Origin of the sequence: Rhodococcus sp. SMB37 (assembly GCF_004345605.1) — a bacterium.
Taxonomy (GTDB): Bacteria; Actinomycetota; Actinomycetes; order Mycobacteriales; family Mycobacteriaceae; genus Rhodococcus.
Genome location: NZ_SLVY01000011.1, coordinates 162,798 through 177,654 on the forward strand (window position 1 = coordinate 162,798; position 14,857 = coordinate 177,654).

At 66.9% G+C, this 14,857-nt stretch carries 5 protein-coding genes; 3 read left to right on the forward strand and 2 right to left on the reverse strand.

Annotation, left to right across the window (positions count from 1 at the left end):
• Positions 1 to 18 precede the first annotated feature (18 nt).
• Both EV641_RS18540 and EV641_RS18545 read right to left on the reverse strand, forming a co-directional pair.
• Positions 19 to 6,516, reverse strand: coding sequence for a type I polyketide synthase (locus EV641_RS18540; RefSeq protein ID WP_132473629.1), 6,498 nt, complete (start codon positions 6,514 to 6,516; stop codon positions 19 to 21).
• A complete protein-coding gene (locus tag EV641_RS18545; protein WP_199233302.1) occupies positions 6,513 to 10,451 on the reverse strand; it encodes a non-ribosomal peptide synthetase in 3,939 nt (1,312 codons plus the stop codon). Before EV641_RS18545 ends, EV641_RS18540 begins: the two co-directional genes overlap by 4 nt.
• A 62-nt stretch (positions 10,452 to 10,513) precedes the next feature.
• On the opposite strand from EV641_RS18545, the gene EV641_RS18550 reads away from it, so the two are divergent.
• From EV641_RS18550 to EV641_RS18560, 3 genes are read left to right on the forward strand one after another with little or no spacing between them, the layout of a single operon-like run.
• Entirely contained in the window at positions 10,514 to 11,731 is a 1,218-nt protein-coding gene (locus EV641_RS18550; protein ID WP_054713203.1) for a class I SAM-dependent methyltransferase, read from the forward strand.
• On the forward strand, positions 11,728 to 13,719 hold the full coding sequence (locus EV641_RS18555; protein WP_054713204.1) for a condensation domain-containing protein: 1,992 nt from the start codon (positions 11,728 to 11,730) through the stop codon (positions 13,717 to 13,719). The genes EV641_RS18550 and EV641_RS18555 overlap by 4 nt, the downstream gene beginning before the upstream one ends.
• On the forward strand, positions 13,716 to 14,816 hold the full coding sequence (locus tag EV641_RS18560) for a saccharopine dehydrogenase NADP-binding domain-containing protein (protein ID WP_132473633.1): 1,101 nt from the start codon (positions 13,716 to 13,718) through the stop codon (positions 14,814 to 14,816). Before EV641_RS18555 ends, EV641_RS18560 begins: the two co-directional genes overlap by 4 nt.
• Positions 14,817 to 14,857: the final 41 nt, after the last annotated feature.

Genomic DNA, 14,857 nt, shown 5'->3' on the forward strand with positions numbered 1-14,857 from the left:
CTTTCGGGGTGTAGGGCATCAGTGATGCGGAAGGACGTTGCTGAGAGCACGATCGAGTTGGTCGACCACGGTGTCCAGGGCGGGAGGTCGAAGGATCGAGTAATGATGGGCGTCGGTGGCGACGACGGTCAGCGGTCCGGCCAGGTGACGTGACCAGCCGAGATCGGCCGCGTGCTCGACGGGGGTGTCGTCGATCCCCATGCCGATACCCGAATTGTTCGGGGCGAGTCGCGTGCATCGGACGAGAACGGTCTCGGTGGCCGAGTCGGGGAGCAGACGCGGTTCGTGACGTGCGAGAGCGTCGAGATGACGACCGAACACCTCGAGACGTGAGCGTCCGTCGTCGCGGGGGCCGAGCAGCCGGCGGCTGCGCAGTTTCGCGGCGATCACGGTGTTTCTCTCGTCGGCGTCCAGGTTCGCGACCTCGTTCCACGCGGTCTCGCCGACATCGAGGTCGATATCGAGGAACGCCTCCAGCGCGCCCAGTTGGCGCCGCGCGACCTCGGTCTCCCATTGTGTGGGCGTGCCGGGGATGGCGGTGATGTAGGTCGGGTCGTTGGAGTCGAGCATGACGATCAGCGCTGTGTGTTCGCCGTCCTCGCGTAGCTGTCGTGCCATTTCCTGCGCTACCGAGCCGCCCATGGACCAGCCGCCGAGCAGCCATCCCCCCGCCGGAGTCGAATATCTGCTCCGGATTGCCGACAGATACTGCGCGGCGATGGCCGGTATCGAGTCCGGACCCGGGGTATCGGCGGTGAGCTGGGGATCGGTGAGCGCCACGACCGCGACGTCGCTGACCAACCGTCGCGACAACTCGGCGTAGCAGAGTACGTCTCCGCCCGACGGATGGATCAGGAACAGCGTGGGAATCTCTGCCCGATCCGATGCGGCACCTCGCAGTGGGACGAGTACGTCGGCGGGATCGATCTCCGGCAGATCGGAGGTGGCGCTCACCTGTGTCCACGCACCGTCGTCTTCGGCGAGGCGTGTCACTACCTCGGTGTGCCGGGCCACCACTCGGTCCAGTTCGTCGTCCGGGAACAGTCCGTCCAGCACGTCCCATTGCAGTCGCAACTCGCCGTCCTGCTCGAGCACCTGATGATCGAGCCACGTCTGCGGTGTCTGCCCGACGGCATGGACCTGCCTGCCGACCCATTCGAGTGAGCCCGAGTCGTCGACCATGTCGTGCACTCCGAGTGCGCCGGTGAACACGACGGGTACCGAGCGCCGCTCACCGAAACGGGTGGATTGTTCGGCCAGAAGCTCGAGTGCCGAGTATTCGCGGTGATCGAGATCGTCGAACATCCGGCGTTGGGTGGCCTGTGCGCGGTCGACGAACGACGAGCCGGTGTGGGCGTCCGACTCGTGCAGGATCAGCGAGGTGAAGTCGCCGACCACTTTGTTGATGTCGGGGTGGACGGGCGGGCGGTCGAACAACGTCAGAACGACCGAGAAATGCGGTGTTGCCGACCATGCCCGCAGCGAATCGGTATAGACCGTGAGCAGCGCTGCCGTCGGTGTGATGCGGTGGCGCCGGCATTCGGTGACGAATCGACTCCACCGATCGGGGCTCAGTGCGGTGGCCCGCCGAACGAACCGAGGACGCCGATCGAGTGTCGCGCGGATCGGTAGCTCCGGTGGGCCGGGGACGGAGTCTGCGCGCTCGAGCCAATAGCGCTCGGCCTCGGCCCCTCCCGGTCCTCGTCGACGCAGTGCCATCGCCGACGAACACTGTGCGGGATGAAGTTCGAGCGTGGGAAGCGGGGTATCGGGATCGTCGTACAACGCCTTCAGTTCCGATTCGATGATCCACCAGCTCGCGGCGTCACAGATCAGGACGTCGACGCCGATGAACAACCGGACTCGGTTCGGTTCGACGATCGCGGCGGAGATCTGCACGAGAGGCCAGCGATCGGGTGGGCCGGGCTTCTCGGCGACCCGTTGCCTGATCGTCGCGAGGATGCGCGATTCGGTCTCGTCGTCGGCGGACGAGAGATCTCGGGTTCTGATGCGGTAGGGCGGGACCGAATCGAGCGTCCGCAGACGTCCGTCGGGTGTCGCAACACTGCGCAGCAGCGGATGACGTTCGATCACCGAATCGAGCGCCCTTTGATAACGTTCCAGATCCAGGTCGACGCAGTCGTACTCGAGGTAGAAGTGGCACGGGATGTCGCCCCACTCGTATCCGCCGTCGCGTCCGATCCAGTACGCGTGCTGAACCCGCGTCATGTCGAACGTTCCGTCGGCTCGCAGGGCCTCCGACAGCGGCGGAACTGTGTCTGCAGGGCTGTTCGGGGCATCGCGTGGCGTGGGTACCTGTGCAGTGTTGATGCGCTCCGAGAACTCGGCCAGCGTCGCAGTGGTCAGAAGGTCCCGGAGGCCGAGTTCGACGCCGAAATACTGCCGTACGGTGTCGAGCATTCGGGTACCCAGCAGTGAATGTCCGCCGAGGGCGAAGAAGTCGGCACCGGGGTCGGCCACAGGGGTGCCGAACAGCGTCGACCAGATCTCGGCCACCGCCTGTTCAGTGGCGGTGAGATCCGACGGTGCCGCGCCGGCCACAGCTCGTGGTCTGGTGACCGAGGCTGCACGCGAACGCGCGTCGAGGCTCGAGGTACCGACCGCGACGGCGGTGGGGCAACGGCCGGAGCCGGCGAGATCGAGGATCCGGTCGAAGGCGCTCAGGCCGGTGGCGGCATCGAGCGCACCCGACATCACGGTGGCCGACCCCGAACCAGAACCCGACTCGTCGAGCAGCGCCCGCCATCCGTCCCACACGATGCTGACCCAGCGGGTGGGGTGACCCGTCACCGACGCGGCGTACGCGTCCATCGCTGTGTTCGACGCGGCGTACGGGCCCATCCCGATGCCGCCGAGCATCCCGGTTGCCGACGACATGCACAGAATCGAGGTGGGGCGCCGGTCTTCGTCCAACGCCGACACCGCGAGGTGGATATTCTGCGCCACGGCCACTTTGGCATCGATGTGTGCGCGAGCGGCGTCGTGCACATCCGCAGTGAGCGTGACGGGAGCAACGGTCGCGGCCACCCCCGCGGCGTGGATGATCAGGCCGATCGGGTGGCCCTCCGCGTCGAGGGATGCCATTACTGCTGCGAGGTCGGCGGCGTCTGTGGCGTCGCTGACGACGTGGCGCACCGGCGTGGACTCGCTGTTCGGGTGTTCTCGACGTGAGGTGACCACCACGTCGTAGCCGCGTTGCGACAGATGTCGGCTCAGGAGCCGGCCGACCGCCCCGGTTCCTCCGACGATCAAGGCCCGAGTTCCGGGTTGTACCCCGGCGCCCGGTTCGGCGGCAGACCACGACGTGGTGCCGCTCGTCCACCGGGTCCCTGCACGCACGGTGACCAGTGGAGCGGGCTGAGTTTCCGAGCGTCCGAGTGCATCCCTGATTTCGCTCAGGATTACGTCAGCGGCTTCCTCATGCGCGATGTCGATGTCGAGATCGACTGCTGCCCAACGCAGACCGGGGGATTCCTGACCCAATACGCGGGGCAGTGCCCGCACCGCCGCCGCCACCGGATCGACAGTGCCGCTGTGGGCGGGGTCCGTCCCGTTGTAGGTCACAGATACCCAGAGTGCACCGTCCACGATCTGCGGAACGAGGTGCCTGGCTGCTTCCGAGAACGAGGTGACGGCATCGACCGGCCCGTCGTGGTCGTGCGCGAAGGAGACGACCCCGTGCAGCTCGGTCGGGCCGCTCTCGGGTTCGGCAACGACCACGCCCAGCTGTGCGAATCGCTCGCGAAGGGACTGTGCCGGAGGGGAACTACCCAGTACCGCCCAGGTACCGCGCGGCGCGTTCGTGGCGGAAGCGGGCGGTAGCTGCCGCCACAGCGGTATCTGCAGCGGGTCGTCGAATGCGGCCGAAGGTCCGGATGTGGCGTCCGACGGTTCGATCCACAGGTGTCTGCGATCGAAGCGATAGCCGGGCGCACGTATCGGCCGACCGTTGCCGCCGGATGCTGCCGCGACGTCGACGGGCACCCCCACCGACCAGAGCCGGCCGACCGCCGAACGGATCGTGACGGACTCGGATTCGTCCCTACTCATCGTCGACACCACAGCATCGGCGTTGTCGAAACCATGAGACAGCGTCAGACCCGTCAGCGACGAGCCCGGCCCGACCTCGACCACCACCACATCGCCGTGCGCCGCGGTCACCGCAGCGGTGAGTGCGCGGGAGAACTGCACCGGACTGCGCAACTGGTCGATCCAGTGCGACGGCTCGCGCAGAGTGGCCTCGTCGACGGCGTCGCCGGTGACCGTGCTGAACACCGTGCTGGTACCAGACTTGGGGGCGGCGGAGGCGAACGTGCGTACCGCACGTTCGACCTCGCCCAGCGCTGCCTCGACATGCCGGGAGTGCATCGCGGCATCGAGGCGCAACAGGCCGACGTCGGCACCCCGATCCGTCAGAAGCTCGTAGGCAGACTGCAATGTGCCATGGGTACCGGCGATGACGCAGGAGTTCGGACCGTTCACGGCCGCGAGGTCGATTCCCGGAAGGTCGGGGAGTATGTCGCGGAGTTCGTCCTCGGAGAGGGCGACCGACATCATCCCGCCGACGCCTGCGGATCGCGCGGCCGCAGTGCATCGTGCGGCGACGAGTGTGCAGGCGTCATCCACTGTCAGCGCCCCGGTGAACGCAGCGGCGGTGCATTCCCCGAGGCTGTGGCCCAGTATTGCGGTGGGGGTCAGCCCCCACGACTGCAGCAGACGCGCGGTACCGAGAGAGATCGCGAACAGTGCCGGTACGGCGAAAGCGACATCGCGGATGCGGCCGGAGGTGTCATTACGATCGAAGATGTCGCGGATGTCGGCGCCGATACGGAGAACGAGCAGGTCGGCGACCTCGTCGACTGCGGCACGGAACACCGGTTCGTCGCGGTAGAGGTCTGCTCCCATGCCGGGATAGTGACCACCCGCGCCCGGGAACGCGAAGATCACCGAGGGTGCCTGTGTGCGCGCCGCGACGGGCTCCGGGAATGCCGGACGTGTGTGTGGGGCAGCCGGGTCGAGCACCGTAGCCGTCCGATGTGGCAGGGCTGCCCGCCCCGTTGCGAGCGTGTGTGCGAGATCGACCGGCGACGCCTGTTGTGCGAAATCGGCGATCGCATCGGCGGTGGCGCGTGCTCCGTCGGCTGTGGCGCCGGAGGAGATCAGCAGTACGGGCCGCTCGAATACGGTCGGGCGAGGGGGATTTCCCGGCGCGGGACCGAGTACGACGTGGGCGTTGGTTCCGCCGATCCCGAAAGAGCTGACACCGGCCAGTGGGGCCGTATCCCAGTGGCGGGTCTTGCCGAGCAATTCGAACGGCGAATCCGAGAGCCGGAGTTCCTCCGCAACGGCATCGGACCCGAGTGACATCGGCAGTGTCCGATGATGGATCGCGAGGACCGTCTTGGCGAACGAGGCGATACCGGCAGCGGAATTGGTGTGGCCGATATTGCCTTTCACCGAGCCGAGACCGCACCACGGCGGGCCGCCCCGTCCGAACACGGCGCGCAGGGCCGCGATCTCGATCGGGTCGCCGAGTCTCGTCGCCGTCCCGTGTGCTTCGATCAGGCCGATGTCCGAGGGATCTGCCTCGGCAACGGCGAGTGCTTCGGCCACGACGCGGGCCTGTCCGCGCACGGAGGGGGCTGTGAACCCGGCCTTGTCGGTGCCGTCGTTGTTGACCGCGGACCCGTGCAGTACCGCGAGAATCGGGTCGCCGGAGGCAACCGCATCCTCGAGTCTGCGCAGGACGACGGCACCGGCACCCTGGCTGTAGACGATGCCCGACCCTCGGGCCCCGAACGGCGCTATTTCGCCGTCCCTGGAGAACACTCCGCCCTCGACATGAAGATATCCGCGTCCCTGGGGAACGATGGCCGACACTCCACCCGCGAGAGCGGTGTCGCACTCTCCGGAGAGCAGCGACTGCGCCGCAAGGTGGATCGCGACGAGAGACGTCGAGCAGCTGGTCGATACGGCGATGGCCGGGCCTGTCAATCCGAGGCGGTAGGCGATCTGCAGGGGCAGGTAGTCCGGCTGCGTGGCGATCGCGGTCTGCATGCTGCCCAGCGGATCGCGGCCACCGCCCGTCGTATCCCATCGACCGGCGAGGTTGTGTGCGAGGTAGCCGCTCTGCGTGGACCCGACGAAGACGCCGACGGCTCCACCGCCGCGACCGTGCCCGTGTCCGCTGTCTTCGAGGGCAAGCCAGGCGCACTCCATCAACATGCGGTGTTGAGGATCGAGGGCACACGCCTCCGCGTCGGTGAATCCCCATGCTGAGGGGTCGAAGTGGGACTGTCCCTCGATGATCCCCGCGACCGGTACGTAGTTGCGATCGCGGACCAGCGAGGGCGGTACTCCCGCGACGAGCAGCTCGTCGGTGGTCAGGCGCGTGAGTCCCCTGCGACCGTCGCGAATCAGCGACCAGTACTGGTCGACGGACGGCGCACCGGGGAACCGTGTCGACAATCCGACGACGGCGATTCCGCCCGTCATCGGACGGCCTCCATGGCGTGCATGCGGGCGGCGAGCCGGGCCGCGCGACCGTGCGATGCGCTGGGCAGCCTCGGGGTGTGTTCGCCCGGTGGGGGTGCGGCACGAGTGCCGGCGCGCGTGGTCTCGGAGAGGAAGGCCGCGAGTGACGCGACGGTGGGGTTGGTGAACAGGTCGATCACCGTGAATTCGTCGGAGGCGACGGCTTTGCTCAAGCGGCGGTGGGCGAGCACCAGCGTCAGCGACGTCGCGCCCACGTCGAAGAACGGCGTGGATGTGTCGATCTTCTCGCCGAGGAGTTCGGTGAAGATATCTGTCACGAGAGTTTCGATCGCCGAGTCGACGAGGCGCCCCGGACTCTCGACCGGTTCGAGTGCTGTCGGCACCGGACCCGCCGCCGCTGGTTCGATCGCCTTGATATGCAGTTCGAGCAGCCCACTCGTTGCATGCACCTCGTCGACGGCCACCGAATCACCCAGATGGCGAACGGTTCGATCGGCCCACCGGACGGCGGCGTCGAGGGATCGCCGCGGTGCCAGGTCGCCTGCCTCGACGGTGATGCGCAGTTCGAGACCGCGGGCCAGCGCGTCGGCGACCACGTCGAGGGCTGTGTCGTCCGCAGGAGTCTCGGCGTGCTGTTCCACCTCGGCGGGCGCCTGCGATTCCTGTTCGCGCCGGAAAGGATTGGGTAAGGCGCGGTGATCGACCTTGCCGTTCGGTGTGACAGGCAGGGACGGAAGCCGTACGAATCGGCCGGGGATCATGTAGGGCGGGAGATGGGTCTGCAGAGCAGCAACGAGATCTGCGTCGGTCGCAGGTTCACCGGCCATCGAGTCGACGATGAAACAGACCAGGCGCGGCCGGTCGTCGGGCCCGGGCACTGCGGAGGCAACGGCGGCGCGTACCTGCGGCAAACGCTCGAGGGTCGAGTCGATTTCACCGAGTTCGATGCGATGGCCGGCGATCTTGACCTGGCGGTCGACGCGGCCGAGGAACTCGATGGAACCGTCGGTGCGCCACCTGCCGAGATCACCGGTGCGGTAGAGACGTCGGCCGGTAGCGGTGTGCACGACGAACCTCGCCGAGGTCTGTTCCGGATTACCGATGTACTCACGCGCAAGACCGGCGCCGCCGATGTACAGCTCACCGGCCTGTCCGACCGCGCAGGGCACACCGTCGTCGAGGATGTGAAAGCTCTGACCGCCGAGTGCCCGCCCGTACGGGATCGTCGTCCATTCCGGATCGACCTCGCCGATCGGGTGAAAGATCGACCAGATCGCGGCCTCCGTCGCACCACCGAGGCTTACGAGAGTGGCCTCCGGCGCGAGAGCCCGCAGGCGATCGGGAAGCGTGGTCGGAATGTAGTCGCCGGACAGGAAGACGAGGCGCAGCGACGACAAGGCGCGTCGGGCACGTTCCTGCTCGATCTCGGCGTACTCGACGAGCATCTCGAGCAGCGCCGGCGCCGTGTTCCACAGCGTGACACGGTGCCGCGCCATCACGTCCATCCAATGCCCGGGGTCGCGCAGGCGGGAGCTGTCGGGCAGAACCAGTGCCCCGCCGGCACCGAGCACCGAGAAGATGTCGAACACCGACAGATCGAAGCTGAAGGCGGACAGGCCGAGCACGCGATCATCCGACGTGAGCGGGTAGCGGCCCATCAGGTCGTCGAGTGTGGTTCTGACTGCGCGGTGTTCGACGGCCACGCCCTTCGGCTCTCCGGTCGATCCGGAGGTGAAGATGATGTACGCGAGATCGCCGGCATCCGGTCGGCGAGGAGCGGTGCGCTCGGGATCCAGGAAGCCGTTGTCGCTGATCTTGCCGGCCGCATCGAAGGCGAGGACGTCGACGGCTGCCGGCCATCGGCTCCGGTCGACGTCCGCGGCAACCAGGGCGTGCGCGATGTCTGCCTGACGGACGACGCTGGCGACGCGTTCGGCGGGCCAGTTCGGTTCCACCGGGACGTAGGCGGCGCCGCTCGCGGCGACACCGAGGACTGCGATGATCTGCGCTGGGCTCTTTTCGGCACTGACCGCGACGGTGTCGCCGGGGCCGATTCCGCGCGCGGCGAGACAGTGGGCGATGTCCGCGGCACGACAGCGGAGCGATTCTGCGGAATGCTCGGTGGTGCCCGAGATGACGGCCGGGGAGGAATCATCGGCGCGGGCATCGAACGGATCGGTCAGCAGTGGGCCCGCGGACTCGAATGCATTGGCCGTGATGGGATCTTCCGCACGGAAGCTGGGGTCGTGAGCGAGGGCGCGATCCGTCCAGGCTGCGTCGACGTCGGCCAACCGCCCGAGGAGTCGTGCGTGGGCTTCGGCCATCGATCGCACGAAGTGGGGGTCGAGCGCTCCGTCGACGGTGTCCCATGCAATGCGCAGTCGGCCACCGTCGTCGCGCACGATGTGATCGAGCAGCACCTGAGGCGTTTGCGAGACGCCGAAGACCTCGGATCCCAGCCATGCAGTGGGGGAGTCGTTCCCGTCCGACAGGCCCAGTCCGCTGGTGAAGACCACCGGGTGGCTGGGTCCGGGCAACTGTGCCGAGTCGGCGGACTGGTCGGGCGTGGACGCGCGCGCGGGGCCGAGCCGGAGAACTTCCACCCCGGACACGGTTCGGTGGTCCATATCGGACCAGAACCGGTGATTGACGGCGGACGCGAACGTCGCGAAATCGCAGTCGTCGGCCAACGGCATCTCCACCAGCACTGTGGTGGTGAAGTCGCCGATCGACTCCGCCATGGTCTGTTCGTCGTCCGGGTGTTCGCGGTCGAAGAGCGTGGTGTTGAGTGCGAACTTCTCGGTGGCTCCCCAGCATCGAAGCGTCATGGCGAAGCTCGCCAGCAACACTGCGGTCGGTGTCAGTCCACGCGAGGCGGACGCACTCCGAAGCGAATCCCAGGTGCTGGAATCCAATTCGGTCGAACAGCGCGTGAACCGGGGGATGCCGAGGCTGTGGGGTGCCGTCAGCCAGGGTAGATTCGGGCCTCCGGGCAGCTCGTGTGCTCGCGCGGCCCAGTACTCGCGATCTGCTGCGCGTCGGCGAATCTGGCCGGGATCCGCCTTCCGAGCTCGGACGATCTCCGGAAACGACGGGCCCAGTGGCGGGAAATCGGATCGGCCGTCCACCCGGGCGCCCCACTCGCGCATGAGCGTGATCCATCCGGCCATGTCGAGGGCAAGGATGTCGAAACCGACGAACAGGCGGGTGACTCCGCCGGGAAGCAGCGCCGCGCGGATGTCGTACAGCGGTCCGGTGTCGACCGGAAGCACGCGATGCGAATTCGTGCGGCGAAGCTCGCCGAGTGCCTCCGCGCACGTGTCGGGAGCTGCCTGTGTCAGATCGGTGACCTCGAAGCTGTACCTGTCCACGGAATCCCGGACAACACCCCGCGCGTCGGCGTCGACGACGAATCTCAGCATCGGATGCCGCTGAACCACTGCGTTCCAGGCATTTTCGAGTGTGCGTAGATCCTCATGCGGGTCGTCGGCGACCCGGTCGTATTCGTAGTAGTAGTACGTGGCTACGCCGCCGAGCGGAAACGCCGGTTCACGTCCGACGAGATATGCCTGCTGGACCGCGCCGAGCTCGAAGGAACTGTCGGTCGGTCGTTCATCGTTCTCGGATGCCGCCGGCGGGGTGGATGTCGATATTCGGTCTCCGGCGGGTCTCGCCCGGCGGATGCGCTGGGCGATGCTCATGGCCGTCGCATCCCCGAGGAAGTCCGTCAATTCCAGATCGACATCGGTGTCCTCGAACAGACTGCGGCGCAGTCGTACTGCAGTGTAGGAGTCGATGCCCAGTGCGGTGAGCACCGTGGTCGGGTCGATGGCGTCGGGTGGCGTCTCCATGATGTCGCCGAGTGCTTCGAGAACGACGTCGATCGGCTCCTCGGCTCGGTGGTCCGTGGCGGGGTGCATCTCGGGCGACGGCATGAGGGCGTCCCTTCAGTTGGACATGGCGTGATCGAGCGGTAGGTCTGCTACTCTAGATGATAATGATTACCGTTATCGAATCGGATGCCCGTCTCGGAAGCCGAGCCGACGAGAACGGTCTCGCAGCGATCGAGGGGTGGCCGGTCGCGCAGTGCGCCGAGGACGTCGACGCGCTCGATCGGCTCGTTCTCGTCGGCCTCGCAGACCTGCTGGCACGCACCACCGACATCGCGGCAGCGGACGGCAGTGACCCGCAGGCCTTTGCCGACCGAATGAGTGCCTCACTCGAACACCGGTGGGTGGTCGAGCGCTGGCTGAACGATCTCCTCGCCGCGGGCCTGATGGAGGCCATCGGCGACGGCCGGGTCCGATTGGTCGAGCGACCTCGGCGAAAGGATCTGACGGCCGCGCGCGACCGGATGATCGATGCGTGTGTACGACTGGGTTATGCGGCGTCGCTTCCCACACTCCTTCTCGATTCGCTCCGGCATGCCGTCGACCTGCTGCAGGGACGTGTGAATGTGCAGTCGATCCTCTACCCGGACGGCGACGCGACGGCAGCGCTCGAGGTGTACGGCACCAATGTCGTCAGCCGCTACCTCAATGCGGCCGCTGCCTCGGTCGTCGCCGACCTCGCGCACAGCCGGTCGGCGCCGCTGCGCATCCTCGAACTGGGAGCGGGGGTGGGCGCCACGTCGGAACACATCCTGGGCACGCTCGGCGCCAGCAGTGTGACGCACTATGTCTTCACCGATCTCTCGCCACACTTCCTGCACATCGCGCGCGAGCGGTTCGCCGACGAACCGTGGGCGCACAAGATGAGGTTCGCCACGGTGGACATCACCGTGCCCATCGCAGACCAACTCGGAAACAGTTCCGCAGACCGCGACGGCTACGACGTCGTGCTCGCCGCGACGATGGCGCACAACACCGTCGACATCGACGCGCTGCTACGCGAGATCGGCGTCCTACTCGCGCCGGGCGGCGTCGTGGTGTTGATCGAGACGGTCGTCGAGCACGCCCAGTCGTTGACGACGATGCCCTTTGCGCTGTCGATGCCGGACGGTTCCGGACCGCTGGCCCGCACCGACGTCCGTGCCGGTTCGCACCGCACCTACCTCGCCGCCGACGAATGGACTGCTGCGATGGTGCGCGCCGGGCTCCGTCCGTGCGTCGACCTTCCCCGCAACGGCCACCCGCTCGAAGCATTCTCGCAGCGGCTCCTCGTCGCAGCCCGGCCCGATACCCCTACGACCCACGCGGAGACACACGACAGATGACTGCCCAATTAGACAGCGTCCCAGCAGTACCGGGCACGGACGACATCCGGCGCGTCCTCACCGAGATCTGGGCGGAACTGCTCGATCTGCAACCGGCGGATGTCGTCGACGACGCCAGTTTCCTGCGGCTCGGCGGTGACTCCGTGCTCACCGTCCGCATGTCCGCCTTGATCCGCAAGCGCCTCGACATCGCGCTCGAGCTCTCCGATGTTCGGGTCGAGACGACACTCGGTCAACTCGTCGAGCTGGTCGAGCGGAGGAGCACGGACGAGCCTGCCCGTGCGTGGAACATCGAGATCGCGCGCCGCGACGATCCCCACTCGACGTTCCCGCTCCTGCCGCTGCAACAGGGCTATTTCGTCGGGCAGCAGGACGGCTGGGAGCTGTCCTACGAGTCGGCTCACTATTACCTCGACTATGCGCTCGACGGGATGGAGAGCGACGATGCCGAGGACGCACTGGCCGACGCGTTGGAGCGTCTGGCGCGTCACCAGCCGACGCTACGGGCACGGGTGACGCAGGACGGTCGCCAATACGTGCTCGCGGAGTCGGATCCGTCCGCCCTGCCCCGGGTGACGCTGTACGACCTGCGCGATCGTGACGAGCGGGAGATCGAATCGACGCTGGCGGATGTGCGCCGGGACATGAGCGAACACGGTCCCGATCCGATCACCGGGCCGGGCATCGACGTGCGCTTGACGTTGCTGCCCGGTGGTCGCGGGCGCCTGCACCTCGGGATGAGTCTGTTGACCTTCGACGGATGGTCGTCGGGTGCGATGAATCGCGACCTGCTGTCGTACGCCGCCGACTGGAACGCGACGCTCGTGCCGCTGTCCATCGACTTCGGTGACTATGTTTCCTCACTGTCCGGACTGAGCCGCACCGAAGCATGGTTGGCCGACCGTGAGTGGTGGTGGGATCGCCTCGACGACCTGCCTGCCCCGCCCGCGCTCCCGCTGGTTGCCGACCCGAAGTCCGTCCGTCCGGTCACCATGGGCAACCGCGAGGCGCGGTTCTCGGCCGACGAATGGGCGACACTGCGAGCGCAGTGCACCGCACACGATGTCACCGCGTCGACGGTCATGCTCACAGCCTTCGGTACGGTGCTGGCGCGCTGGGCCGGGCATTCGGATCTGCTGCTCAATGCCCTGCAGCTCAACCGTTTACCGCTGCATCCCGACGTGCACCGTGTGGTCGGGGCGTTTGCAGCCACGATGCTCATCCCACTCGAACTGGACCCCGATGCGAGTTTCGCCGAGTTGGCGGCCTCTGTGCAGTCGGTGTCGAGTGAATACACATCGCACAATCTCGTCTCCGGTGTGGAGGCGGGCCGCGAGCTCGCCCGGAGGCGAGGCAGCCGGCGACCGCCGGCGCCGATCGTCTTCCAGAGTGTGCTGGGAGTGGACGCTGCGATGGGCGGGACGGCCTCGACGGATGCCGGCCCGCTGGGAACGGTCGACATCGCGGATTACTTTCATCAGCTCCGCACCCCGCAGGTCGCTCTCGAAGTGCGTTGCTTCGAGCTCGGTGACGAAGTGGTGACCGTGTTCTCGCTGGTCGACGAAATCTTCGACGAAGCGGAAGTGGCGGTGGCTTTCGAAGAGTTCGTCTCCACCGTTCATGAACTTGCCGCAGGCAGAGGGTGGGAAGCGGTCCCGGACCTGCCCCGCGCGGGTGCCCCTGTCGCCGACGACCGGATGCGGTTGGGTCTGCTTCCCGATCCTCCTGTCAACGAGCACAGCGGCCCGCCCATCGACGACCTCGAATACACCGTGTGTGAGGTGTTCGAAGAGTTCCTCGACGTTCCGGTGCTCGATCGCGGCGGCAACTTCTTCGCCCTCGGCGGAGACTCGATGCTGGCCGTTCGTGTGGTGGCGTTGTTGGCCAAGGAAACCGGTGCGGCCGTTGCCATTCGAGATTTTCTCGACGATCCCACCGTCGCGGGCGCCGCCTCGGCAGTTCGGCTGCGATTGGGAGTCATTCAGTGAGCGGCGGCGATGCGGTCCCGGTGATCGGATTGATCGGTGGTTCCGGGACGGTGGGTCGCACAGCGGCGTTGCGAATGTCCGCAGCCGGGCTCGGATCGCTGCGTATCGGTGGCCGTAACCTCGATGCTGCAGCGGCCGTCGCCGCGGAATGTGTGGGGGAAGCCGAGCCGGTCCGGTTGGACCTGGCGGACGAAGCGAATCTCGAAGAGTTCTGCTGCGGCTGCAGCATCGTGGTGAACTGCGCCGGACCGTCCTATCTCGTGCTGGATTCGGTTGCGCGGACCGCCTTCTCCGTCGGTGCTGACTACATCGATATCGGTGGGGAGCTCCCCGCCGCCGATGCGCTCCGAGCTGCGGACACCGCGCGTGATCGGACTGCGATCTTCTCTGCGGGTGCGATGCCAGGCCTGTCCGGTCTGTTGCCGCGCTTGATTGCGCAGGACCGGCCGCTGCGCCGACTGGAAACGTATGTCGGTGGGGTGGCTCGGTTCACGGAGTTGTCGGCGGCCGACGGACTCCTCACCCGTGGAGAGCGCTTCGGCGAGTCGATGGCTTCGATGCGGGATGGGATGATCGATTCCAATTCTGTTTCGCCGCTTCGTGATGTCTCGATTCCTGGCTTCCCGCGTCCGGTGCACGCGTGGCCGTATCTGACGACCGAAGCCCAGTCTCTGGGTGGGCTACCGGGGGTCGCCGAGGTGCGTGCGTACAACGTCTTCGCGTCCGACCGCCTCACTCGCGCGATGACGCACGCGTGGGCGCAACTGTCGGAATCCCCGGATCACGCCGAACTCGCGCCGTTCATACCGTCGATCGTCGACGCCACCATCGCTGACGAGGACGAATTCGGGTCGTTCTACGTAATGCTTTTCACGGGCCGGCCCGCGCCGGGACATCCTCGAGGTGTCACCCGGGTGGTTCTGCGCGCCGAGGATTCGTACGGTCTCAGCGGCTCGGTGGTTGCCCTCGCTGCCGAGCACATCCTGGTCGGACGAGTGTCGCCCGGTGTCCATCTTGCAGCCGAGGCACTCGACCCGTGCTACGCGGTGAAATGGCTCCGAGAAGATCCACTGGTGCACGAGCTGGTGGTGGCGTGATGCGTGTGACGGTCTCGCCCTTCAGAGGCAGGGGTCACGAA

Bases quoted from the DNA above. Each gene is read 5' to 3' on its own strand.
- EV641_RS18540 (WP_132473629.1), bottom strand. From the start codon at position 6,516: ATGACGGGCGGAATCGCCGTCGTCGGATTGTCGACACGGTTCCCCGGT.
- EV641_RS18545 (WP_199233302.1), bottom strand. From the start codon at position 10,451: ATGCCGTCGCCCGAGATGCACCCCGCCACGGACCACCGAGCCGAGGAG.
- EV641_RS18550 (WP_054713203.1), top strand. From the start codon at position 10,514: ATGATTACCGTTATCGAATCGGATGCCCGTCTCGGAAGCCGAGCCGAC.
- EV641_RS18555 (WP_054713204.1), top strand. From the start codon at position 11,728: ATGACTGCCCAATTAGACAGCGTCCCAGCAGTACCGGGCACGGACGAC.